The following is a 23,218-nucleotide window of genomic DNA, read 5'->3' as shown; positions in this document are numbered from 1 at the left end:
TCGCGCGGTTTTGTGATGCCTAGCAGACAACCCCTCGACTGTCGAGATATGGCGCCCGTTGTCCTTTGCGTATACTGCGCACATGTTTTCCCCAACGGCTTTGCGTCCGCGATACGCCAAATGGCTGATCGCTACCGGACTCTTCCTGATGCTCAGTGGCTGTGTTGATAAACCCAACACACTCGAGCGCGTAAAGGAGGATGGCGTGCTGCGGGTGGTCACCCGAAACAGCCCCGCCACCTACTTTCAGGATCGCAGCGGTGAAACCGGCTTCGAATACGAGCTGGTGAAGCGCTTTGCCGACGATTTGGGGGTCGAGCTGAAGATCGAAACCGCCGACAACCTCGACGATCTGTTCAACCAGGTCGGCAAGCCTAACGGCCCGGTACTGGCGGCCGCCGGCCTGGTCAGCAGCGAACAGCGCAAGAAACAGGTGCGCTTTTCCCGCTCCTACCTCGAAGTCACCCCGCAGATCATCTATCGCAACGGCCAGTCACGCCCTACCGATGCGGGCGATCTGGTGGGCAAGAAGATCATGGTGCTCAAGGGCAGCACCCACGCCGAACAACTGGCGGAGCTGAAACAGAAATATCCTGGCATCCAGTACGAAGAGTCCGACGCCGTTGAAGTGGTCGACCTGCTGCGCATGGTCGATGAAGGTCAGATCGACCTGACCCTGGTCGATTCCAACGAAGTGGCGATGAACCAGGTGTACTTCACCAACATCCGCGTGGCCTTCGACCTCGGCGACGCGCGCAGCCAGAGCTGGGCCGTGGCCGCCGGCGAAGACAACAGCCTGCTCAACGAGATCAACAGTTATCTGGACAAGGTGCAGAAGAACGGCACCCTGCAACGTCTGAAAGACCGTTATTACGGCCACGTCGACGTCCTCGGCTACATGGGCGCCACCACCTTCGCCCAACATTTGCAGCAGCGGCTGCCCAAATACGAACAGCACTTCAAGGCCTACGCCAAGAAAGAGAAAGTCGACTGGCGCCTGCTGGCGGCGATCGGTTATCAGGAATCGCTGTGGCAACCGGCGGTCACCTCGAAGACCGGCGTGCGCGGGCTGATGATGCTGACCCAGAACACTGCCCAGGCCATGGGCGTGTCCAACCGCCTCGATCCGAAGCAGAGCATCATGGGCGGCGCCAAGTACCTGGCCTACATGAAGGATCAGCTCGACGAGTCGATCCAGGAACCGGATCGCACCTGGTTTGCCCTGGCGGCCTACAACGTCGGCAGCGGTCATCTGGATGACGCGCGCAAACTGGCGGCCAAGGAAGGGCTGAACCCGGACAAGTGGCTGGATGTGAAAAAGATCCTGCCGCGCCTGTCGCAGAAGCAGTGGTACAGCAAGACCCGCTACGGCTATGCCCGGGGCGGCGAACCGGTGCATTTCGTGGCGAACATCCGTCGCTACTACGACATCCTGACCTGGGTGACCCAGCCGCAGCTTGAAGGCGATCAGGTGGCCGAGGGCAACCTGCATGTGCCGGGGATCGACAAATCGAAACCGGCTCAAGAGCCCGCCCCGTTGTAACAAACACCCCAAAAACAAATGTGGGAGCGAGCCTGCTCGCGAAGGCGTCGTGTCAGCCGACATCATCGTTGACTGATACAGCGCTTTCGCGAGCAGGCTCGCTCCCACAGCTTTTTTGTCGAGGCTTAGTGCTTGGCGGCGGCCAGGATCAGCGCTTTCATTTCAGAGACAGCAGACTTGAAGCCTACGAACAACGCGTGCGCCACCAGCGCGTGACCGATGTTCAGCTCGTTGATGCCCTTGATTGCGGCAACCGCCTCGACGTTGTGATAGTGCAGGCCATGGCCGGCATTGACGATCAGGCCCTGGGCCAGACCGAAGGCCACGCCGTCCGCCACACGCTTGAGCTCTTCAGCCACTTCGGTCGGCGTTTCGGCATCCGCGTAACGCCCGGTGTGCAGCTCGATGGCCGGTGCGCCGACGCGCTTCGACGCAGCGATCTGCCGCTCGTCGGCGTCGATGAACAGCGATACCTCGCTGCCGATCTTCGACAGACGCTCGACCGCCGCCCTGATCCGCTCTTCCTGCCCTGCCACATCCAGACCGCCTTCGGTGGTCAACTCCTGACGAGTCTCCGGGACCAGACAGATGTGCGCCGGACGGATGCGCTCGGCGAACGCCATCATCTCTTCGGTGACGCCCATTTCGAAGTTCATGCGGGTTTGCAGCACATCCTTGAGCAGCAGCACGTCGCGCTCCTGAATGTGCCGACGGTCTTCGCGCAGGTGCACGGTGATGCCGTCAGCGCCCGCCTCTTCCGCGTCCAGCGCTGCCTTGACCGGATCCGGATAGCGCGTGCCCCGGGCCTGACGCAGGGTGGCGACGTGGTCGATGTTCACGCCAAGAAGAATGCGATTGCTGGTGGTCACGGATGCGCTCCTGAATGGAAAGATTCGGCGCACAGCATACGGCGAGATCAGGGCTTGCGAAACAGCTCGCGACTGACGAGAGGACGACCGCCCAGATGCACGGCCAAAGCTTGGCGCATCAAGCGCTTGGCGGCGGACAGCGCGCCCGGTGCCGACCAGTCGGCTTCGGCCATGGCCAGCAGTTCGGTGCCGTTGAACAGGCCGGGTTGCAGCAGATAGACCCGTTCGAGCCCGGCATCCACCTGCAAACGGTATAGGCCATCCGCAGCGATGGGTTCGTCGTTGATGTCGGTGTTCAGGGAGAAGCCGTAACCGAGGTCGTCGAGCAGCCGCCATTCGAAAGAACGCAGCAGCGGCTCCAGCGGCCGGCCTTCGGCCAATGCCAGCAAGGTCGCCGCGTAATGATCGAATACTGCCGGGTGTGGGTCTTCGGCGGGCAACAGGCGAATCAACAGTTCGTTGAGATACAGGCCGCTGAACAGCGCCTCGCCGACCATCCAGGTCGCGTTGCCGACGCCTTCCATGCGCCCGACATTCTTCAACTCACCCTTGCCGCGAAACTCCACTTCCAACGGCACGAACGGCCGCGCCAATGTCCCGGCCTTGCCCCGTGCACTGCGCAACACCGCCCGCAGCCGACCTTGTGGCGTGAGGAAGTCCACCAAGGCGCTGGTTTCGCGGTAGGCGCGGGAGTGGAGGACGTAGGCGGGTTGGGCGGGAGGCGGGCTTTGCGACATTGAGTTCTCGATGACGAAACGCAGTTTTACACACAAACCCAAAACTAATGTGGGAGCGAGCCTGCTCGCGATGAGGGTGTATCAGACAACAAGGATGTCGACTGAAATACCGCTATCGCGAGCAAGCTCGCTCCCACAGTGGGTATCGGTGTTCTCGGGATCAGCGCTTACAGGTCGCCGTAACCCAGCGAACGCAGCGCACGCTCGTCGTCGGACCAGCCGCCCTTCACCTTGACCCACAGATTGAGCATGATCTTGGAGTCGAACAGCAGCTCCATGTCCTTGCGCGCCTCGGTGCCGATGCGCTTGATGCGCTCGCCCTTGTCGCCAATGATGATTTTCTTCTGGCCGTCACGCTCGACGAGGATCAGCGCATGGATGTGCAGCGTCGCACCCTGCTGCTTGAACTCTTCGATTTCCACGGTGATCTGGTACGGCAGCTCGGCGCCGAGCTGGCGCATGATCTTCTCGCGCACCAGTTCGGCGGCGAGGAAGCGGCTGCTGCGGTCGGTGATCTGGTCTTCCGGGAAGAAGTGATCGTTCTCCGGCAGATGGTCGGCGATGACCTTTTCCAGCGCGTCGAGGTTGTGCCCGTGTTGCGCCGAGATCGGAATGATCTGCGCATTCGGCAGCTGTTCCTGCAACCACGACAGGTGCGGCATCAGCTCGGCCTTGTCTTCGATGCGGTCGGTCTTGTTCAGGGCGACGATCAAAGGGCCGGTCACGTACTGCACGCGCTCCAGAACCATCTGGTCTTCTTCGGTCCATTTGGTACGATCGACCACGAAGATCACCACGTCGACGTCTTTCAACGCGGCCGAAGCAGTCTTGTTCATGTAGCGGTTCAGGGCCTTTTCGCCACCCTTGTGCATGCCGGGAGTGTCGACGTAGATCGCCTGCACGTCGCCTTCGGTCTTGATCCCGAGCATGTTGTGGCGAGTGGTCTGCGGCTTGCGCGAGGTGATCGCCAGCTTCTGGCCGAGGATGTGGTTCAGCAGCGTGGACTTGCCCACGTTGGGACGGCCGACGATGGCAACATAGCCACAGCGCGTTGCGTTTGTATCAGTCATTGCCATTCTCCACACCCAGGGCAATCAGTGCTGCGGCGGCCGCTACCTGTTCGGCAATACGACGGCTCACACCCTGACCCCGGCTTTTTTCATTCAATAGGACAACTTCGCACTCGACGAAGAAGGTACGGCAGTGCGGCTCGCCCTGGATATCCACCACTTCATAACGCGGCAATTCGCAGCCGCGCGATTGCAGGAATTCCTGCAGGCGGGTCTTCGGATCCTTGTTGGTGTCGACCAGCGTCAGGCCTTCGAACTCGCCGGCCAGCCAGGCCAGTACACGTTCGCGGGCGACTTCCATGCCGGCGTCGAGGTAGATCGCACCGATCAGCGCTTCAAGGGCGTCGGCCAGAATCGACTCGCGACGGAAACCGCCGCTCTTCAACTCGCCGGACCCCAGACGCAGGTAATCGCCCAGATCGAAACCGCGGGCCAGCACCGCCAGCGTCTCACCTTTCACCAGTCGTGCGCGCAAACGCGACAACTGGCCTTCGCGCGCCAGCGGGAAACGGTCGAACAAGGCTTCGCCGGCAACAAAATTGAGGATCGCATCGCCGAGGAATTCCAGACGCTCGTTGTTGCGTCCGGCAAAGCTGCGGTGCGTAAGGGCCAGGACCATCAGTTCCTGGTCCTTGAAGGTGTAACCGAGCTGACGCTCGAGACGGCTTAGAGAAACGCTCACGGTTTACCCACGCTGAGTTCGTGGCTGGATTCCACTGCCATCGCCGGGATACGGCGCAGGCCTGGGACAATTAACGCTGTGTTCAAAAATGACGTCCTGAATATCGTGGCTTCATGCCCCGGAGCCGGTTGTGCCGACGCCAGAAATGCATTCGGCGCTGTGGTCAACAGCGCCGTGTTTGTTTACTTGATCAGGCCGACCCGCGAGAAGTTCGGCAGGTGGCTGAGTTTCGGTTCCGGCCAGCTCATCCAGACCGCGAAGGCTTTGCCGACGATGTTCTGGTCGGGAACCATGCCCAGCAGATCCTTGGGAATGTTCGGATCATCCCAGTAGCGACTGTCGTTCGAATTGTCGCGGTTGTCGCCCATCATGAAGTAGTGACCGGCCGGCACGGTCCAGCTATGGTCCGGCGTGGCGCGGTAGCGGCTCATTTCCTTGCGGATCAGGTGCTCGGCGGCGCCGAGTTTTTCCTTGTAGAGTTCCGCGCTGCCCAACGTACCCGGCTCGGAGCCGACCAGTTGCTCGGCAATCGACTCGCCGTTGACGAACAGGCGCTTGTCGGCGGTGTACCGCACGGTATCGCCCGGCAGGCCGACCACACGCTTGATGTAATTGACGTTCGGGTCGCTCGGGTAGCGGAACACCATCACATCGCCGCGCTGTGGGTCACCGACTTCGATGATCTTCTTGTCGATCACCGGCAAACGGATCCCGTAGGAAAACTTGTTCACCAGAATGAAGTCGCCGACGTCCAGGGTCGGTTTCATCGAGCCGGACGGAATCTGGAACGGTTCCACCAGGAACGAACGCAGCACCAGCACGATGAACAGCACCGGGAAGAACGACTTGCCATATTCGACCAGCAGCGGTTCCTTGTTCAGCTTCTCGACCACCACCACATCAGGCTGGCTGACGCTGCCCTGATAGGAGGCGATGGCGGCACGCCGACGCGGTGCCAGGATCAACAGATCGAGCAACGCCAACAGACCGCAGACGAACACGGCAATGACCAGCAACAGCGGGAAATTTAGTGACATAGGACCTGACTATTCCAACCTGAGCACGGCGAGGAAGGCTTCTTGCGGGATTTCCACGTTGCCGACCTGTTTCATGCGTTTCTTACCGGCCTTCTGCTTCTCAAGCAGTTTTTTCTTACGGCTGACGTCGCCGCCGTAGCACTTGGCCAATACGTTCTTTCTGAGTGCCTTGACGGTTGTCCGGGCGACGATCTGACCGCCAATGGCAGCCTGGATGGCCACGTCGAACATCTGACGAGGAATCAGCTCTTTCATCTTCTCGGTCAACTGGCGACCTTTGAAGTGCGAATTGTCACGGTGCACGATCAACGCCAGAGCGTCGACCTTGTCGCCGTTGATCAGCACGTCCAGTTTCACCAGATTAGCCGATTGGTAACGATCGAAATGGTAGTCCAGCGAAGCATAGCCGCGGCTGGTGGATTTCAGACGATCGAAGAAGTCCAGCACCACTTCGTTCATCGGCAGGTCGTAGGTCACTTGCACCTGATTGCCGAGGAACAGCATGTCGACCTGCACACCGCGTTTCTCGATGCACAGAGTGATGACGTTGCCCAGATGCTCCTGCGGCACCAGAATGTTGGCGCGCACGATCGGCTCGCGCATATCTTCGATCGACGAGACGTCCGGCAGCTTCGACGGGTTGTCGACGTAAATCGTTTCACCGGTTTTCAGCACCAGTTCGAAGATTACGGTTGGCGCCGTGGTGATCAGGTCCAGGTCGTATTCGCGCTCCAGGCGCTCCTGGATGATTTCCATGTGCAGCATGCCGAGGAAGCCGCAACGGAAGCCGAAGCCCAGCGCGTCGGAGCTTTCCGGGGTGTATTGCAGCGACGAGTCGTTCAGGGTCAGTTTCTGCAGCGCTTCGCGGAAGTCCTCGAAGTCGTCGGAACTGACCGGGAACAGACCGGCGTAAACCTGCGGCTGGATGCGTTTGAAACCTGGCAGCACCGGAACGTCCGGGGTGGAGCTCAGGGTCAGAGTGTCACCGACCGGCGCACCGTGAATGTCCTTGATGCTGGCGATGATGAAGCCCACTTCGCCGGCCTTCAGGTCAGCGGTGGCGGTGTGTTTCGGGTTGAACACACCCACGCTGTCGACCAGATGCACCTTGCCGGTGGACTTGACGAGAATCTTGTCGCCCTTCTTCACGCGGCCATGACGCACGCGCACCAAGGAGACAACGCCCAGGTAGTTGTCGAACCAGGAGTCGATGATCAACGCTTGCAGCGGATCTTCGATGTTGCCGGTCGGCGCAGGAATGGTGGCGACCAGACGCTCGAGCACTTCGTCGACACCCAGGCCGGTCTTGGCGCTGCAGGTGACGGCGTCGGTGGCGTCGATGCCGATGATCTTCTCGATCTCGTCCTTGACGCGATCGGGCTCGGCCTGTGGCAGGTCGATCTTGTTCAGGACCGGCATGACCTCGAGGCCCTGCTCGATGGCGGTGTAGCAGTTGGCCACGGACTGGGCTTCCACGCCCTGCCCCGCATCGACCACCAGCAGCGCACCTTCACAGGCCGCCAGGGAACGGCTGACTTCGTAGGTGAAGTCGACGTGGCCCGGGGTGTCAATGAAGTTCAGCTGATAGGTGACGCCGTCTTTGGCCTTGTAATAGAGGGTAACGCTGTGGGCCTTGATGGTGATCCCGCGTTCGCGCTCCAGATCCATGGAATCCAGTACCTGGGCTTCCATTTCACGCTCGGCCAGGCCACCGCACATCTGGATGAAACGGTCAGCCAGCGTCGACTTGCCATGGTCAATGTGGGCGATGATGGAGAAATTGCGGATATGACTCAAATCACTCACGGATCAACACTCAAAAAGGCTGCAGGCTTGGCCCGCCGAAAAATAGCCGGGAATTGTACCTGATACACGGCGCAAGCGTCACGTTCGCCTGTCACCCGGATTGCATGCAAAAACGCCCCGGTCTGGCGACCGAGGCGTTTTCAAGGCTAAAGCGTGGGTGAAACCTTGTTCATCAACCGGCTCGGCGCAACAGCCAGACACCTGCCAGCGCACACACGCCAGCCGGCACCAGCACCGCGAACAGCGGCGAGAAGCCGAATACCAGGCTGGATGGACCCAGCAGATCCTGGACGATGCGGAAGGTGAAGCCCACCAGCACACCGGTGAACACCCGCTGACCGAGGGTCACCGAACGCAGCGGGCCGAAGATGAAGGAGATTGCCATCAGCACCAGCGCGGCGGTCACCAGCGGCTGCAACACCTTGACCCAAAATGCCAGCCAGTAACGACCGTTGCTCAAGCCCTGATCAGCCAAATAGTGGATGTAACCCCACAGACCGGTAATCGACAGCGATTCCGGCGCCATCACCACGGTGCTCAACAGTTGCGGGCTCAGGGAAACGTCCCAGCGCTCGACCGGCGTATTGACCACTTCGGTGCTGCGCTCGTGGAATTTGGTGGTGGTCACGTCGGTGAGCTGCCAGTGATCGGTGTCGAACTCGGCGCGCTTGGCGAAGCTCGAGCTGAGCAGATGACGCTCCTTGTCGAAGTGATAGCGGGTCACGCCGTACAGACGACCGTTGGGTTGCACGGAGTTGATGTGAATGAATTCGTCACCCTGGCGGTGCCACATGCCGTGCTTGGCGCTTTGCGCGTCGCCGCTACCTTGCGCCAGCGAACGGTTGGCCTGGGCCATGCTTTCGGTGGCCGGCGCCACGTATTCGCCGATCAGCACACCGGCCAGCATCAGCACCAGCATCGGCTTCATCACCGCCCAGACGATACGCCCGATGGACACACCGGCGGCGCGCATGACGGTCAGCTCGCTGCTGCTCGCCAGGCTGCCGAGACCGATCAGGCAGCCGATCAGCGCCGCCATCGGCAGCATGTCGTAGAGCCGACGCGGCGCGGTCAGGAGCACGAAGCTCAGAACGTCGACCAGGGTGTAGGTGTCACTGACGTCGCCCATCTCGTCGATGAACGCAAACAAGGTGGCCAGGCCGAGAATGATCGCCAGCACTGCGATGATCGCCATGAACACGCTGCTGCCGATATAGCGGTCGAGTTTAACCACGGGCCACCTCCAGCGCTGCGCTGCGACGGCTGGCCAGCTTCAGGCGCAAAGGCTCCCAGTACAGCAGACCGAGACCGATGACCAGGAAGATCGCATGCACCCACCACAAGCCGAGCGCCGGTGGAATCTTGCCTTTCTCGAGGGCGCCGCGGGCGGCAATCAGGATGGTCAGGTAAGCCATATAAAGAAGAATCGCCGGCAGCAGCTTGAGGAAACGCCCCTGACGCGGGTTGACCCGCGACAGCGGCACCGCCATCAGGGTCACGATGAACACTAGCAACGGCAGCGACAGACGCCATTGCAGTTCGGTTTTCGAGCGAATGTCGTCGCTGCCCAGCAGGGACGAAGTCGGCATGGCGTCACGGTCGGTGACTTCCTCGCTGACATCCGGCTTGGGCAGCAGTACGCCGTAGGTTTCGTAGTGGATGGCGCGGTAGTTGGCCTGACCCGGGCTGCCGTCGTAGCGGTAGCCATTGTCGAGGATCAAGTAGCGGTTGCCGTCGGGACGCACTTCCTGACGACCTTTCTCCGCCACCAGCACGGAAATCCCGCGATCTTTCTGGTTGGCGCCGAGGTTCTTCTGCGAAATGAACACGCTGCCAAGGTTGACCCGATCGTCGCTCAGGGTTTCGGTGTAGGTCACCCGCGTACCGTCGCGCAGGGCCTGGAAGCGGCCTGGCTCGAGGGTGTCGAATTCGGTCAGGGCGTCCTGCTTGTTCAGCAGCAGTTGGAACTGGTTGGCGCCTTGCGGGGCCAGGCTCAGGCTCAGCCACGCAACCACCAGTGCCACCAGGGTGGCCGGGAACAGGGTCGTGCGAAACAGCCGTTGCTGACTCATGCCGGTGGCCGAGAGCACGGTCATTTCGCTTTCCAGATACAGCCGGCCGTAGGCCAGCAGAATCCCGAGGAACAACCCCAGCGGCAGGATCAATTGCATGAAGCCCGGCAGACGGTAGCCCATGATCAGGAACAGCGATCCCGGATCGAGCTGGCCCGCGGCGGCCTGGGCAAGGTATTTGATGAAGCGACCGCTCATGATGATGACCAGCAGCACGGCACTTACCGCACTCAGGGTCAACAGGACTTCGCGGGACAGATAACGGAAGACGATCAAACCAGACACTCCAGGGTTGTCAGGCTAAGGCGGCCAAACAAGCAAACGTATCGACGGGCCCGCAAGGCAGAGCCGTCGAAAAAAGATGCGGCATTATCCTGTGATTGAGGGCGCCTGTCACTGCGCACACTCACGCAAGCATGCAATCCGTTGAAGATCGTACAACCGAGGGTTGTCAGGCGCGGTGAGCGAGGTTCAAACTGCCGCCTCTGTCGCAGGCACTGGCCTGCGCCTCTTCTCTCTATAAGCAGGCGACGGCGGACACGTCGAACGCCTGCGTGTTGACCATTCATTCAGGGATCCGGACATGGAACTGGTTGTAAAAAGCGTTAGCCCAGAAACGTTGAAAACCGCCACCCTGGTGGTTGCCGTCGGCGAAGGCCGCAAACTCGGCGTTGCCGCCAAACAGGTCGACGAACTGAGCGGCGGCGCCATCAGCGCCGTGCTCAAGCGTGGCGACCTGGCCGGCAAGGTCGGCCAGAGCCTGTTGCTGCACAGCCTGCCGAACCTGAAAGCCGAACGCGTGCTGCTGGTCGGCGTGGGCAAGGATGAAGAACTGGGCGACCGTCCGTTCCGCAAGATCGTTGCCGGCATCCTCAACACGCTTAAAGGCCTGGGCGGCAGCGACGCCGTACTGGCACTCGATGAAATCATCGTCAAGAACCGCGACAGCTACGGCAAGACCCGTCTGCTGGCCGAAACCCTGGTCGACGGCGAATACACCTTCGACCAGTTCAAGAGCCAGAAAGCCGAACCGCGCGCCCTGAAGAAAATCACCCTGCTGACCATCAAGGCCGCTCAGGCCGAAGTGCAACGCGCCGTGAACCACGCCACCGCGATCGCCAACGGCATGGCATTCACCCGTAACCTGGGCAACCTGCCGCCGAACATCTGCCACCCGACCTTCCTCGGCGAACAGGCCAAAAACCTCGGTAAAGAGTTCAAGGATCTGAAAGTCGAAGTCCTCGACGAGAAGAAGATCAAATCCCTGGGCATGGGTTCGTTCTACGCCGTCGGCCAGGGCAGCGCCCAGCCGCCGCGCCTGATCGTCATGCAATACAACGGCGGCAAGAAATCCGAGAAGCCGTACGCACTGGTCGGTAAAGGCATCACCTTCGACACCGGCGGCATCAGCCTGAAACCGGGCGCCGGCATGGACGAGATGAAATACGACATGGGTGGTGCCGCCAGCGTGTTCGGCACCCTGCGCGCCGTGCTGGAACTGAAACTGCCGATCAACCTGGTGTGCATCCTGGCCTGCGCCGAGAACATGCCGAGCGGCACTGCTTCGCGTCCGGGCGACATCGTCACCACCATGAGCGGCCAGACCGTGGAAATCCTCAACACCGACGCCGAAGGCCGTCTGGTGCTGTGCGACGCCCTGACCTACTCCGAGCGCTTCAAACCGCAGGCGGTGATCGACATCGCCACCCTGACCGGTGCCTGCGTGGTTGCGCTGGGCGCCCACACATCGGGCCTGCTGGGCAACAACGACGAACTGATCGAGCAACTGCTGAGCGCCGGCAAGGCTGCCGACGATCGCGCCTGGCAACTGCCGCTGTTCGATGAGTACCAGGAGCAACTGGACAGCCCGTTCGCCGACATCGCCAACATCGGCGGTCCGAAGGCCGGCACCATCACCGCCGCGTGCTTCCTGTCGCGCTTCACCAAGAACCTGAACTGGGCGCACCTGGACATCGCGGGCACCGCCTGGACCAGCGGTGGCAAGGACAAGGGCGCAACCGGCCGTCCGGTTCCGTTGCTGACTCAATACCTGCTGGATCGCGCCAAAGCCTGAAACCGATGAACCTGGGCGGCGCTGCCTTCGGGTGGCGCCGTTCGAGGCTCAGGAACCGCAATGACCAAAGTCGACTTTTATATCCTGCCCAGTGCCGACCCTTCGGCGCGTCTGGATTTTGCCTGCAAGCTCACCGATAAAGCCTGGCGCATGGGCCACCGCATCTACCTGCATTGCAGCGATGCCGCCCAGCGTGATGATCTCGATGCGCGACTGTGGGCGTTCAAGGGCGAAACCTTCGTGCCTCATGGCCCGGCCGACAGCGAACCGGAAGGACTGATCGTGCTGGGACTGGGCGATGACTGCGGCCAGCACACAGACTTACTGGTCAACCTTGACCTGAAAGTCCCGGTTTTCGCCAATAAATTCGCCCGCGTTGCCGAGGTGGTGGTGGAAGATCCGGCGATCCGCACTGCGGCGCGGGAGAGTTTCCGTTTCTACCGCGAACAGGGCTATCCTCTGCAAGACCACCGTTTACAGCGACTCTGAGTACGCCGATGGACACTCCAAAACCGCTGCAAAAACCCGCGCACCTGCTGGACGACCTCGAGTCGATCCGCCAGTTGCTCGGCGATGACAACCTGCAACCGCCGCTTTTGACCGACACGGTCGATGATGGCGAACAGGAACAGATTCCGATGTTGTTCGATTCGGTCGACAACACACCGCAAGCCGTCGAAGCTGCACCCGCGCCAACGCCTGCTCCGCAATCTGCCGCTGCGCCTGTGGAGAAAGGCCCCGACGCTATCCTGCACCTGGACAGCGAACTGCGCGCCGCTGCGCAACTGATCATGCAGGACGTGATCGACGACTTCGCTCCGCACATCGAAACCGAAATCAAACGTCGCCTCGAGGCGCGGATGGAACGGCTTCTCGCCGCAGCTTCGAGCGGCAAGCTTTAAGCGGCGAGCAAAAGCCGCATACCTTCTGAAATCCACAGCTGCCTGAGTCCGCAGACAATAGCTTGCGGCTCGCAGCTTGTAGCCTGCCGCTGCCCCCCCAGCTATACTTCCCGGCTTTTCCTGAATAAATGCCAATAGGGTCCCGCCGCGCATGGATAAGACCTACCAGCCGCACGCCATTGAAACTTCCTGGTACAACACCTGGGAGTCCGAGAACTACTTCGCCCCGCAAGGCGCGGGCGACTCCTACACCATCATGATTCCGCCGCCGAACGTCACCGGCAGCCTGCACATGGGTCACGGTTTCAACAACGCGATCATGGACGCCCTGATCCGTTTCCGCCGCATGCAGGGTCGCAACACCCTGTGGCAGCCGGGCACCGACCACGCCGGTATCGCCACGCAGATGCTGGTGGAGCGTCAACTCGAAGCCCAGGGCCAGAATCGCCACGATCTGGGCCGCGAAAAATTCCTCGAGAAAGTCTGGGAATGGAAGGATCAGTCCGGCGGCAACATCAGCCGTCAGATCCGCCGTCTCGGCTCGTCCGTGGACTGGAGCCGCGAGCGCTTCACCATGGACGACGGCCTCTCGGAAGCCGTTAAGGAAGCCTTCGTGCGCCTGCACGAAGACGGTCTGATCTATCGCGGCAAGCGTCTGGTCAACTGGGACACCAAACTGCACACGGCGATTTCCGACCTCGAAGTGGAAAACCACGACGAGAAAGGTTTCCTGTGGAATCTGAAATACCCGCTGGCCGACGGCGCGAAAACCGCTGAAGGCAACGATTTCCTGATTGTCGCGACCACCCGTCCGGAAACCATGCTCGGCGACTCCGCCGTCGCGGTGAACCCGAACGACGAGCGCTACAAAGCCCTGATCGGCAAATTTGTCGAGCTGCCGCTGGTCGGCCGCCGCATTCCGATCATCGCCGACGATTACTGCGATCCTGAATTCGGCACCGGCTGCGTGAAAATCACCCCGGCCCACGATTTCAACGACTACGAAGTCGGCAAGCGCCACAACCTGCCGCTGCTGAACATCTTCGACAAGAACGCCAACGTGCTGCCGGCAGCGCAGGTGTTCAACCTCGACGGCACGCTGAACGACAGCATCGACGGCAAGATTCCGGCCGAGTACGCCGGTCTCGAGCGTTTCGAAGCGCGCAAGCAGATCGTTGCCGCGTTCGACGCCGCCGGCCTGCTGGTCAGCGTCGACGACCACAACCTGAAAGTGCCGAAAGGCGACCGCTCCGGCACCGTCATCGAGCCGTGGCTGACCGACCAGTGGTACGTGTCCACCAAGCCGCTGGCCGAGCCTGCGATTGCTGCCGTTGAAGATGGTCGCATCCAGTTCGTGCCGAAGCAGTACGAAAACATGTACTTCTCGTGGATGCGCGACATCCAGGACTGGTGCATCAGCCGTCAGCTGTGGTGGGGCCACCGGATTCCGGCCTGGTACGACGAGTCGGGCAAGGTCTACGTCGGTCGCGACGAAGCCGAAGTGCGCGCCAAGCACAACCTCGGCCCGGACGTTGCGCTGCAACAGGACAACGACGTTCTCGACACCTGGTTCAGTTCGGGCCTGTGGACCTTCTCCACCCTGGGCTGGCCGGAAAAGACCGAGTTCCTGAAGAAATTCCACTCCACCGACGTGCTGGTTACCGGTTTCGACATCATTTTCTTCTGGGTTGCCCGGATGATCATGCTGACGATGCACCTGATCAAGAACGAGGACGGCACGCCGCAGGTTCCGTTCAAGACCGTTTACGTGCACGGTCTGGTGCGTGATGGCCAGGGCCAGAAGATGTCCAAGTCCAAGGGCAACGTCCTGGACCCGCTGGACATCATCGACGGTATCGAGCTCGAAACCCTGGTGCAGAAACGCACTTCCGGTCTGATGCAGCCAAAACTGGCGAAGAAGATCGAGAAGCAGACCCGTGACGAATTCGCCGACGGCATCGCCAGCTACGGCACCGACGCCCTGCGCTTCACCTTCTGCTCGCTGGCGTCCACCGGTCGCGACATCAAGTTCGACATGGGCCGCGTCGAAGGCTATCGCAACTTCTGCAACAAAATCTGGAACGCCGCGCGTTATGTTCTGGACAAGGGCGAAGACTGCGGCCAGAACGGCGAAGCCTACGAGCTGTCGCTGGCGGATCGCTGGATCATCTCGCAACTGCAACGCACCGAAGCCGAAGTGACCCGTCAACTGGATCAGTTCCGTTTCGACCTGGCGGCGCAAGCGCTGTACGAGTTCATCTGGAACCAGTACTGCGACTGGTATCTGGAACTGTCCAAACCCGTGCTGTGGGACGAAAACGCACCGATCGAGCGCCAGCGCGGCACCCGTCGCACACTGGTTCGGGTACTGGAAGTGGCGCTGCGCCTGGCGCATCCGTTCATGCCGTTCATCACTGAAGAAATCTGGCAGCGCATCGCGCCGCTGGCCGGCATTCAGGGCAAGACGATCATGCTGCAACCTTGGCCGGTGGCCAACGAAGAGCGTATCGATCCGGCGGCCGAAGACGACATCGAATGGCTCAAGGGTCTGATGCTCGGCACGCGCAACATCCGTGGCGAAATGAACATCGGCCCGGGCAAGCCACTGCCGATCTACCTGAAGAACGTCAGCGCTGAAGACCAGCGTCGCCTGACCGAAAACGAAGCGCTGCTGAAGAAGCTGGCGCGTCTGGAATCGATCACCGTACTGGCCGCCGGCGAAGAAGCGCCGCTGTCCGCGACCGCGCTGGTTGGCGAGATGGAAGTGCTGGTGCCGATGGCCGGTCTGATCGACAAGGGCGCCGAGCTGGCGCGCCTGGACAAGGAAATCCTGCGTCTGCAGGGCGAAGTCCAGCGGGTCGGCGGCAAGCTGTCCAACGCCGGTTTCGTTGACAAGGCCCCGGCCGAAGTCATCGAGAAGGAGCGCGCCAAACTGGCCGAGGCTGAACAGGCCTTGGGCAAACTGGCCGAGCAGCACGCGCGGATTGCCAGCCTGTAACGGCGTATCGCACTGAAAAGGGAGGCCCGCAACGGCCTCCCTTTTTTGTGCCCGGCACTTTTCCGGCCAACAACACGGCTCCCTGTGGGACAATGGCCGCCACTTTCAGCCCTACCCGAATCGACCACGCCCATGAACGCCCCACGTACACCGAAACCTGCGCGCAAGAAGCCTGACTCCGCCACCCCGGCCAAGCCCGTGGCGCCGCGTAAAGAGGCCAGCCTGCATCCGCGCAATCGCCATCAGGGTCGTTACGACTTCCCGGCGCTGATCAAGACCACGCCGGAACTGGCGAAGTTCGTGATCACCAACCCGTACGGCAAGGAAAGCATCGACTTCGCCAGTCCCGATGCAGTGCGTGTGTTCAACCGGGCGCTGCTCAAGTCGTTCTACGGCATCCAGCATTGGGACATTCCGGCCGATTATCTATGCCCGCCGGTGCCGGGCCGTGCCGACTACATCCACTTCCTGGCTGACCTGCTGGCCAGCAACAACGACGGCGTGGTTCCGCGCGGCGCCATCGTCAACGTGCTGGATATCGGCATGGGCGCCAACTGCGTGTATCCGCTGATCGGCAACAGCGAATATCGCTGGCACTTCCTCGGCTCGGAGATCGATCCGACCGCCGTGGCCGCCGCCAGGGCTATCGTCCAGTCCAATGACCTGAACAAGGTCATCCAGCTGCGCCAGCAGGAGAATCGCAAGCACATCCTGATCGGCCTGCTGGAACCCGGCGAGCGCTTTGACCTGACCATGTGCAACCCGCCGTTTCATGCCTCGATGGAAGAGGCCACCAAGGGCAGCGAGCGTAAATGGCGAGCCCTGGGCAAGGCCGACCCGAAACGCAAACTGCCGGTGCTGAACTTCGGCGGTCAGTCGGCCGAGCTGTGGTGTGAAGGCGGCGAAGCGCGTTTCGTGACGCAACTGATCGCCGAAAGCGCGAACTTTGCGCACAAGGTGCTGTGGTTCAGCACCCTGGTCTCCAAAGCCTCGAACCTGCCAGCCATCGAAACCGCGCTGAAGAAGGCCGGCGCGCTGGAAAGCCAGGTGGTGGAGATGTCACAGGGGCAAAAGCAGAGCCGCTTCGTCGCCTGGACTTTCCAGACCAAGTCCGAGCAGCAGATCTGGCGGCGCGAACGCTGGGTGCGCACGTAATACGTTTCAGCTGGGGCGGCGCTAATTCGCAAAGCAGCCGCTGCTACTGCTGAAACACAATCGGCAGGCACAAAAAAACCGTGCCCGGATCACTCCGGTGCACGGTTTTCTTTTATCGCTGCGTCTTACTTGTTCACAGCGTCGGTCAGGCCTTTAGCCACAACCAGCTTGATCACTTTCTTGGCAGGGATTTCGATGGCAGCGCCAGTCGATGGGTTACGGCCAGTGCGGGCAGGACGCTCGGTCACTTTCAGCTTGCCGATACCTGGCAAAGTGATTTCGGCACCGTTTTCCAGCTGATCGGCAACGATTTGGCCCAGTTGGTCCAGAGCGGCACGCGCGGTGGTTTTCGGCGCGTCGATAGCTTCAGCGATGTCGGCGATCAGTTGGTCTTTAGTAAGAGCCATGTAGTGTTCCTTCCCTATCAAATTCATATGGATTGCAGAGTGCAGTGTCAGCCATCGAGCCCGATCTTCTGGATCTGGCACCCTCGGCGATAACCACGACGAGTCGGGGTTATAGATGCCGAAATCAAGGTTTGGTTCGACCTGACAAAAGCTGAATGCATGCTTGTCGCGGTGACTTCGCACAAGACCGGGCAAAACTAGCACAGAGACAAGGAAATATCCGCCTCCAGCTAGCCAAATGGTCAGGTTTATTGCGCTAAATCGGTAAATAAATGCATAAGGGCGGTCGGCTGACCCGGATTTGCCCTTCACCCCGCGCCAAATCCAGTGGTTGCGGTACACTGGGCGCTTTTTCGGGGGAGCCCGCCCTCCTCCCTTCCACCAGCCGAGAAGCCTATGCCGATCCGTCATTGCATCGTCCATTTGATCGACAAAAAACCCGACGGCACACCCGCAGTTCTGCACGCCCGTGACTCCGAACTGGCTGAGTCCGCAGCCATCGAGAACATGCTCGCCGATCTCAACGAGAGCTATAACGCCAAACAGGGCAAAGCCTGGGGGCTGTTCCATCCGGAGTCCGGTGCGTTTCCGTTCAGCGGCTGGCTGAAGGAATACATGGAAGGCGGCAAGGACTTCACTGCGTTCAGCAAGGTCGCGGTCGAGCACCTGCAAAAGCTGATGGAAGAATCGAACCTGTCGGTCGGCGGCCACGTGCTGTTCGCCCACTATCAGCAAGGCATGACCGATTACCTGGCCATCGCCCTGCTGCACCACAGCGAAGGCGTGGCGGTGACCGATGAACTGGATGTGACGCCGTCGCGCCACCTCGATCTCGGTCAACTGCACCTGGCAGCGCGGATCAACGTTTCCGAGTGGCAGAACAACAAGCAGTCCAAGCAGTACATCTCGTTCATCAAGGGCAAGAACGGCAAAAAGGTCTCGGAGTACTTCCGCGACTTCATTGGCTGCCAGGAAGGCGTCGACGGCCCCGGAGAGACCCGCACCCTGCTCAAGGCCTTCAGCGACTTCGTCGAGAGCGAAGACCTGCCGGAAGATTCCGCCCGCGAGAAGACCAAGACCCTGGTCGACTACGCCAGCAGCCAGGCCAAGCTCGGCGAGCCAATGGGCCTGGAAGAACTCTCGGAGTTGATCGACGAAGAACGCCCGAAAGCCTTTTACGATCACATCCGCAACAAGGATTACGGCCTGTCGCCGGAGATCCCGGCGGATAAGCGCACCCTCAACCAGTTCCGCCGCTTCACCGGTCGCGCCGAAGGCCTGTCGATCAGCTTCGAAGCGCACCTGCTGGGCTCGAAAATCGAGTACGACGAAGAAGCCGGGACCCTGGTCATCAAAGGTCTGCCGACCTCGCTGACCGATCAGCTCAAGCGCCGCAACTGATGCTCGGCAATGTGCTGAAAAAGGTTCTGCTGGTTCTGCTGGTGGTTGTGGTCTATCAGAACTGGGGCAAGATCGAGCGGGTGTTCAACCCGTCGCAGATGTCGTCCGAGCAGGTTCGCGCCAACGCCCATGTCGTGCTGTACGCCACGGACTGGTGCGGCTACTGCAAGCAGACCAAGCGTTTTCTCGATCAGAAAGGCATTGCGTTCAAGGAATTCGATATCGAGAAGGATACCGAGGCACGCAAGGCGTACGAAGCGCTGGGCGGGCGCGGGATCCCGCTGATCGACGTCAATGGCACGTTGATTCGCGGGTTCGATCCGGACGAGATTCTCGCTGCACTGAAATGAACGAGGGAGCCCAAGAGCTCCCTCATTTGTTTCAGCGTTTCTCGATTCGGAAACCGAAACGCGGGAAGTGCACATGCACCACCCCGCCACGTTCGTCTTCACGGCGCAGGATCAGCTCCTCTCGACCGGCAAACACCAGCTCACCGGCCACCGGATCAACGCCGTAGTCTGTCGCGGCGATCAGCACCTGCTGACCTGCCACGAACCCGTTCGGATCAGTGAATTCCTCGTCCGGCAACGCCGCTGGCTTCGAACTGCGCGCGATCTCCAGTGCTTCCTCCGAGCTCATCTCGCTGGCCGCGCCATGGCCAAAACCGAGCACACGCCCCAGCCACGCCGACACTGCCGGATAAGCATCCACCAAGGGCGCCGTCACGTGCGTGGCCTTGAGAAACCACAGCGGATGGGCCATGGCGAAGTCGGCAATCGAAGGCTCACCGAACAGGAAGTCACCGTCCTCACGCTGCAACTGTTGCTCCAGACGTGCCATGACAGTCGGCCAGTTGTGTTTGGCCTGCTCGGCCGACAGCCTGGTCGCGCTGCCACCACTGAACAGCCCGGCCCGATCGGCGAGGAACGCCTTGATCGCTTCCGGCGGCAACTTGCCGAAACGCACCGCCACCGATTCCGGCTGGAACACCAGGCTCACCGCATGCTGGAACACCACCGAATCGGCCCAGGCGGCAAAACTGGCGGCGATCATCTCCTGACCTTCCGGGAAGAACGACGGCTGGGCCTTTTCCTGCTCGAGGCGGCGGGCGATCAACGCGGTGTCGCAGTAGATATCGGCGCCGATCTGCAGCACCGGGGTCTTGCGGTAGCCACCGGTCAGGGCAGTCAGGTCCGGCTTCGGCATCACCGGCGAGATGTGCACCGAACGCCAGGACAAGCCCTTGAAACCCAACAGCAGCCGGGCCTTTTCGGCGAATGGAGAGGTCGGGTAATGATGCAGAATCAACTCGGACATGCTCGGCTCCGCCGCACAGAAAGTGAGCCAGCAGCTTAGCGCGCAATTCGTTCGCAGCCTACGGATCCGGCTGATGGGAACTGATCAGTCAGGTTGATAATGGGCGCAAAGGCGAATAGTCTTCAGCCACGCCAGTGTATTCAGTGAGATGCACCAAGCGCGGCCGCAAACCGATGCTTGCCGAAAAAACCGCCCCGCAAAGGCGGTTTTTTTTCGCCTGCCGCTTGCCTGAGGCAGCGCCTTCGACATGCAGGGACTTCTACCGCCTGCCCCCGATCAATCAGGCCGATAAGACGCCACCAGACATTCCTTCGCACTCTTCCTGAGCTTCTTGATCAACCGCTCCTGACGCAACGCATCACCCTTGTCGCGACAACGCTCGGTGTAGACCAGCGCCATCGCCGGGCTTGAGAGAAAGAACCGCGCGCCCTTGCCGCTCTGGTGCTTGGCAAAACGGCGCACGGGATCATCGCTGATCCCGCAGTACAGCGAACCGTTGGCGGCGCGTACGAGGTAGACGAACCAGGCCTTGCTCACTGGAACGTCGGCGTCGAGAGGATTTTCGCTGAGGCTGGTCACGGGACAATTCAGGCGTAAGGAAAACAGGCGGCGATCTTATCAGCGACTCGCCTGAAATGCCTTCAGCCCTTTCAGCGCTTGGGCGCGGACGGCGTTGCGCACCAGTGGCGTCCAGCCAAGCAGCAGGCCCTTGAAGCCCAGCGCCTGACGCGACCAGCGCCACAGGTCGAAGTGGTCGTGGTGTTCACAGATCTTGCCGTCACGGAAGACGAAGCGTGCCTGGATGTCGTTGATCACGACGTTGCCGGTCTGGCTGAACAGGTAGGTCGCCACCCAGTGGGCGCCGCCGCTGCGTTCGTCGGCGCGGACGTTGTCGAAGGTCAGGGAGAAGTCCTTGGCGCGGGTGGTGAGCATGCGCCACATGTCGCCGGCATCGCGCCCGCGCAGTTCGCCGAAGGCCGGATCGCTGAACACTACGTCGTCGGTGTAGCAGGCGGCCATGGCCTCGGCGTCGAGGCGCTGGAAAGCCTGGTAGAAACGGGTGATCAGGGCGCTGTGGGCTTCTTCACTCATGGGCAATCTCCGGGAAAGGTACAGATTGCCAGCACGATAATCCGCAAACGCCCGAAACACTATCGGCATTCGCATTCCGAATACCGACAATGTGTGCGCGTCAGACCTTTTCGCTTGTCACCTGCACGTACAGCGCGCGACCGGCACCGAGGCCGGCGAGGATTGCCCCGGCACCGATGATGCCGAAGATCCAGCCCACGGCGTTCCAGCCGCCGGTCCAGTCGTGCACCACGCCGACCGCGAACGGCCCCATCGACGCGAGGGTGTAGCCAAAGCCCTGGGACATGCTCGACAGGTTCGCCGCCACGTGGGAATCCCGCGAGCGCAGCACGATCAGGGTCAGCGCCAGGCTGAACGTACCGCCCTGCCCCAGGCCCAGCAGGATCGCCCAGCCCCACAGACCTTCGATCGGCGCGTACAGGCAACCGAACAGGCCGCCAAGGGTCAGCGCCATTACTACCACGATCGCCAGGCGCTGATCCTTGCCCCGGGTGGCCAGCCACGGTGCCGCCAGGGAACTGGCGAGCTGGATGATCACCGAACCGGACAGCACCAGACCGGCCTGGGTTGGCGTCAGCCCGCGACCGATGAGGATCGACGGCAACCAGCCGAACACGATGTAGGCCAGCGACGATTGCAGGCCCATGTACAAGGTCACTTGCCAGGCCAGCGGATCCCGCAGCAGACCGCGCACCCGGTAGGCAACGTTGTGCGCACCGTGCTTCTGGCCGATTTGCGGCAGCCAGAAAACCGCAGCAACCAGCGCCGGAATCACCCAGAACCCCAATCCCATGGCCCAGCTGTGGTTGAAGTGCTCACTCAGTGGCACGGTGGACCCCGCCGCCATCGCCGCACCCAGGCACAGGGCCATGGTGTAGACACCGGTCATGGTGCCGGCATGCTTGGCGAAGTCACGCTTGACGATGCCCGGCAGCAACACGCCGATGATGCCGATGCTCGCGCCACCCACCACGCTGCCGGCGAACAGACCGATCTCACCGAAATTGCTGCGCAGGATAATGCCGCCGGCCAGTGTCAGAAGAATCCCCAAGACCACCCGCTCGGCACCGAAACGCCGCGCGAGCACCGGGGCCAGCGGGGCGAACAAGCCGAGGCAGAGCACCGGCAATGTCGTCAGCAATCCTGCCTGAGCAGCTGACAAGCCAAGGCTTCTCGACACCTCACTGAGCAACGGCGCCATGCTCGACAGCGCCGGTCGCAGGTTCAACGCCACCAGAATCAGCCCCAGCAGCAACAGCCACGGGCGCCGCACCAGCGGATGGCTTTGCTGCACCTGCTCGTCATCGGCTTCGGCGTCGATCAACAACTCTTCGAGCTCGGCCTTGCGAACGGCAGCCGGGGAGACTTCTGGGCGGGACATGGTTTTCTCGGTTTCAAGGTTCATTGATCAACTGCCTCGACAGGGCTTTTGCTCGCTCCGGGTCGCGTTGCTCGACGGCCTCCAGCAAGGCGACGTGCAAATCGAAGACTTCCTGTCGACGGGGGACGATGTTCAGGGTCTGGCGCAATTGCGCGCCGACGATGCTGGAAAAATAGCGATACAACTCGCTGAGGGTCGGGTTGTGCGCGGCGTCCACCAGACGGCGGTGAAACACCAGATCGCAGGCGATGTAGCTGTCGAGGTCGCCATGGTAGTGACTGCCGGCGTGCCCCAGTGCCTCGCGCAGAGCCACAAGGTCGTCGTCGGTCCGACGCAAGGCCGCCAGGCCGATGGCCTCGACTTCAAGGATGTGCCGGGTTTCCCGAGCCTGATCCAGCGAGCATCTGGACAGCGCCTTGAGCGTGTCCATCGGATCGACCACCGCCCGCAGGTAACTGCCGTCACCCTGACGGATTTCGATCAACCCGGAAAATGCCAGCACCCGCATCGCCTCGCGCACGGTGTTGCGGCTGATGCCGAGTTCGGCGCACAGCTCGGGCTCGGTCGGCAAACGCTGTCCGACCTGCCACGTGCCGTCGGTGATGCGTTGGCGCAACTGATCCAAGGCCTGATCGACCAGGGATCGCTTAATAAGTGGAGAAATGTCTGACATAG

The 23,218-nt window shown here is 61.2% G+C and carries 22 protein-coding genes; 8 read left to right on the top strand and 14 right to left on the bottom strand.

Going from position 1 to position 23,218, the window contains the following annotated elements; all coding sequences use genetic code 11:
• Nucleotides 1–82 precede the first annotated feature (82 nt).
• Entirely contained in the window at nucleotides 83–1,543 is a 1,461-nt protein-coding gene (mltF, locus tag ACEN93_RS22010) for a membrane-bound lytic murein transglycosylase MltF (protein ID WP_011332593.1), read from the top strand.
• 125 nt (nucleotides 1,544–1,668) lie between these two features.
• Here the strand turns inward: mltF and pdxJ are convergent, their stop codons facing one another.
• From pdxJ to lptF, 8 genes are all read right to left on the bottom strand, one after another.
• Entirely contained in the window at nucleotides 1,669–2,412 is a 744-nt protein-coding gene (gene pdxJ / locus ACEN93_RS22005; protein WP_064382428.1) for a pyridoxine 5'-phosphate synthase, read from the bottom strand.
• A gap of 47 nt (nucleotides 2,413–2,459) precedes the next feature.
• Entirely contained in the window at nucleotides 2,460–3,149 is a 690-nt protein-coding gene (recO, locus tag ACEN93_RS22000; protein ID WP_495610497.1) for a DNA repair protein RecO, read from the bottom strand.
• 167 nt (nucleotides 3,150–3,316) lie between these two features.
• Nucleotides 3,317–4,219 carry a GTPase Era gene (era, locus tag ACEN93_RS21995; protein WP_039769512.1) on the bottom strand — a complete coding sequence of 301 codons (903 nt, stop codon included), beginning with the start codon at nucleotides 4,217–4,219 and terminating at the stop codon, nucleotides 3,317–3,319.
• The gene (gene rnc / locus ACEN93_RS21990; protein ID WP_011332589.1) at nucleotides 4,212–4,901 is read right to left on the bottom strand and encodes a ribonuclease III; all 690 of its coding nucleotides are present in this window, start codon (nucleotides 4,899–4,901) and stop codon (nucleotides 4,212–4,214) included. The genes era and rnc overlap by 8 nt, the downstream gene beginning before the upstream one ends.
• Before the next feature lie 182 nt (nucleotides 4,902–5,083).
• On the bottom strand, nucleotides 5,084–5,938 hold the full coding sequence (gene lepB, locus ACEN93_RS21985; protein WP_074691207.1) for a signal peptidase I: 855 nt from the start codon (nucleotides 5,936–5,938) through the stop codon (nucleotides 5,084–5,086).
• Nucleotides 5,939–5,947: 9 nt separating this feature from the next.
• Nucleotides 5,948–7,744, bottom strand: coding sequence for a translation elongation factor 4 (lepA, locus tag ACEN93_RS21980; RefSeq protein WP_039769508.1), 1,797 nt, complete (start codon nucleotides 7,742–7,744; stop codon nucleotides 5,948–5,950).
• Nucleotides 7,745–7,916: 172 nt separating this feature from the next.
• On the bottom strand, nucleotides 7,917–8,978 hold the full coding sequence (gene lptG / locus ACEN93_RS21975) for an LPS export ABC transporter permease LptG (RefSeq protein WP_074691203.1): 1,062 nt from the start codon (nucleotides 8,976–8,978) through the stop codon (nucleotides 7,917–7,919).
• Nucleotides 8,971–10,092 (bottom strand): LPS export ABC transporter permease LptF, encoded by a 1,122-nt coding sequence (gene lptF / locus ACEN93_RS21970; RefSeq protein ID WP_495610496.1) that lies wholly within the window; start codon nucleotides 10,090–10,092, stop codon nucleotides 8,971–8,973. The genes lptG and lptF overlap by 8 nt, the downstream gene beginning before the upstream one ends.
• A gap of 307 nt (nucleotides 10,093–10,399) precedes the next feature.
• Here lptF and ACEN93_RS21965 point away from each other — a divergent pair, with 307 nt between their 5' ends.
• The 5 genes from ACEN93_RS21965 to rlmF all read left to right on the top strand — a co-directional run bounded on the left by ACEN93_RS21965 (nucleotide 10,400) and on the right by rlmF (nucleotide 16,945).
• Nucleotides 10,400–11,890, top strand: a complete 1,491-nt coding sequence (locus tag ACEN93_RS21965; RefSeq protein ID WP_007957362.1) for a leucyl aminopeptidase — start codon at nucleotides 10,400–10,402, stop codon at nucleotides 11,888–11,890.
• 60 nt (nucleotides 11,891–11,950) lie between these two features.
• A complete protein-coding gene (locus tag ACEN93_RS21960) occupies nucleotides 11,951–12,379 on the top strand; it encodes a DNA polymerase III subunit chi (protein ID WP_074691201.1) in 429 nt (142 codons plus the stop codon).
• Between the two features lie 8 nt (nucleotides 12,380–12,387).
• Nucleotides 12,388–12,792, top strand: coding sequence for a hypothetical protein (locus tag ACEN93_RS21955; RefSeq protein ID WP_039769501.1), 405 nt, complete (start codon nucleotides 12,388–12,390; stop codon nucleotides 12,790–12,792).
• Between the two features lie 151 nt (nucleotides 12,793–12,943).
• Nucleotides 12,944–15,790, top strand: a complete 2,847-nt coding sequence (locus ACEN93_RS21950) for a valine--tRNA ligase (RefSeq protein WP_039769500.1) — start codon at nucleotides 12,944–12,946, stop codon at nucleotides 15,788–15,790.
• 132 nt (nucleotides 15,791–15,922) lie between these two features.
• Nucleotides 15,923–16,945: a 23S rRNA (adenine(1618)-N(6))-methyltransferase RlmF gene (gene rlmF / locus ACEN93_RS21945; protein WP_074691199.1), complete on the top strand. Its 1,023-nt coding sequence runs from the start codon at nucleotides 15,923–15,925 to the stop codon at nucleotides 16,943–16,945.
• A 125-nt stretch (nucleotides 16,946–17,070) separates the two neighbouring features.
• Here the strand turns inward: rlmF and ACEN93_RS21940 are convergent, their stop codons facing one another.
• Nucleotides 17,071–17,352, bottom strand: coding sequence for an HU family DNA-binding protein (locus tag ACEN93_RS21940; RefSeq protein WP_007957357.1), 282 nt, complete (start codon nucleotides 17,350–17,352; stop codon nucleotides 17,071–17,073).
• Between the two features lie 396 nt (nucleotides 17,353–17,748).
• Between ACEN93_RS21940 and yejK the strand changes: the two genes are divergently transcribed.
• Complete coding sequence (gene yejK, locus ACEN93_RS21935) at nucleotides 17,749–18,753, top strand: nucleoid-associated protein YejK (RefSeq protein ID WP_039769496.1); 1,005 nt, start codon at nucleotides 17,749–17,751, stop codon at nucleotides 18,751–18,753.
• Complete coding sequence (locus tag ACEN93_RS21930) at nucleotides 18,753–19,103, top strand: glutaredoxin family protein (RefSeq protein ID WP_039769495.1); 351 nt, start codon at nucleotides 18,753–18,755, stop codon at nucleotides 19,101–19,103. Before yejK ends, ACEN93_RS21930 begins: the two co-directional genes overlap by 1 nt.
• 31 nt (nucleotides 19,104–19,134) lie before the next feature.
• On the opposite strand, the gene ACEN93_RS21925 is transcribed toward ACEN93_RS21930, so the two are convergent.
• From ACEN93_RS21925 to ACEN93_RS21905, 5 genes are all read right to left on the bottom strand, one after another.
• On the bottom strand, nucleotides 19,135–20,070 hold the full coding sequence (locus ACEN93_RS21925; RefSeq protein ID WP_039769493.1) for a glutathione S-transferase family protein: 936 nt from the start codon (nucleotides 20,068–20,070) through the stop codon (nucleotides 19,135–19,137).
• 276 nt (nucleotides 20,071–20,346) lie between these two features.
• A complete protein-coding gene (locus ACEN93_RS21920) occupies nucleotides 20,347–20,649 on the bottom strand; it encodes a GIY-YIG nuclease family protein (RefSeq protein WP_163974075.1) in 303 nt (100 codons plus the stop codon).
• Nucleotides 20,650–20,688: 39 nt separating this feature from the next.
• Nucleotides 20,689–21,162 (bottom strand): nuclear transport factor 2 family protein, encoded by a 474-nt coding sequence (locus tag ACEN93_RS21915; protein WP_064593559.1) that lies wholly within the window; start codon nucleotides 21,160–21,162, stop codon nucleotides 20,689–20,691.
• A gap of 100 nt (nucleotides 21,163–21,262) precedes the next feature.
• Complete coding sequence (locus tag ACEN93_RS21910) at nucleotides 21,263–22,567, bottom strand: CynX/NimT family MFS transporter (RefSeq protein WP_039769487.1); 1,305 nt, start codon at nucleotides 22,565–22,567, stop codon at nucleotides 21,263–21,265.
• The gene (locus ACEN93_RS21905; protein ID WP_039769486.1) at nucleotides 22,557–23,216 is read right to left on the bottom strand and encodes a FadR/GntR family transcriptional regulator; all 660 of its coding nucleotides are present in this window, start codon (nucleotides 23,214–23,216) and stop codon (nucleotides 22,557–22,559) included. The genes ACEN93_RS21910 and ACEN93_RS21905 overlap by 11 nt, the downstream gene beginning before the upstream one ends.
• Between the last annotated feature and the right edge of the window lie 2 nt (nucleotides 23,217–23,218).

The organism is Pseudomonas sp. Pseusp21 (assembly GCF_059492145.1).
The sequence above is the reverse complement of the archived record's forward strand: the minus strand, read 5'-3'. Positions and strand labels throughout refer to the sequence as shown.

Coding starts and splice junctions, on each gene's coding strand:
- mltF (WP_011332593.1), top strand. CDS start 83: ATGTTTTCCCCAACGGCTTTGCGTCCGCGATACGCCAAATGGCTGATC.
- recO (WP_495610497.1), bottom strand. CDS start 3,149: ATGTCGCAAAGCCCGCCTCCCGCCCAACCCGCCTACGTCCTCCACTCC.
- era (WP_039769512.1), bottom strand. CDS start 4,219: ATGACTGATACAAACGCAACGCGCTGTGGCTATGTTGCCATCGTCGGC.
- lepB (WP_074691207.1), bottom strand. CDS start 5,938: ATGTCACTAAATTTCCCGCTGTTGCTGGTCATTGCCGTGTTCGTCTGC.
- ACEN93_RS21965 (WP_007957362.1), top strand. CDS start 10,400: ATGGAACTGGTTGTAAAAAGCGTTAGCCCAGAAACGTTGAAAACCGCC.
- ACEN93_RS21960 (WP_074691201.1), top strand. CDS start 11,951: ATGACCAAAGTCGACTTTTATATCCTGCCCAGTGCCGACCCTTCGGCG.
- ACEN93_RS21955 (WP_039769501.1), top strand. CDS start 12,388: ATGGACACTCCAAAACCGCTGCAAAAACCCGCGCACCTGCTGGACGAC.
- ACEN93_RS21950 (WP_039769500.1), top strand. CDS start 12,944: ATGGATAAGACCTACCAGCCGCACGCCATTGAAACTTCCTGGTACAAC.
- rlmF (WP_074691199.1), top strand. CDS start 15,923: ATGAACGCCCCACGTACACCGAAACCTGCGCGCAAGAAGCCTGACTCC.
- ACEN93_RS21940 (WP_007957357.1), bottom strand. CDS start 17,352: ATGGCTCTTACTAAAGACCAACTGATCGCCGACATCGCTGAAGCTATC.
- yejK (WP_039769496.1), top strand. CDS start 17,749: ATGCCGATCCGTCATTGCATCGTCCATTTGATCGACAAAAAACCCGAC.
- ACEN93_RS21930 (WP_039769495.1), top strand. CDS start 18,753: ATGCTCGGCAATGTGCTGAAAAAGGTTCTGCTGGTTCTGCTGGTGGTT.
- ACEN93_RS21925 (WP_039769493.1), bottom strand. CDS start 20,070: ATGTCCGAGTTGATTCTGCATCATTACCCGACCTCTCCATTCGCCGAA.
- ACEN93_RS21915 (WP_064593559.1), bottom strand. CDS start 21,162: ATGAGTGAAGAAGCCCACAGCGCCCTGATCACCCGTTTCTACCAGGCT.
- ACEN93_RS21910 (WP_039769487.1), bottom strand. CDS start 22,567: ATGAACCTTGAAACCGAGAAAACCATGTCCCGCCCAGAAGTCTCCCCG.
- ACEN93_RS21905 (WP_039769486.1), bottom strand. CDS start 23,216: ATGTCAGACATTTCTCCACTTATTAAGCGATCCCTGGTCGATCAGGCC.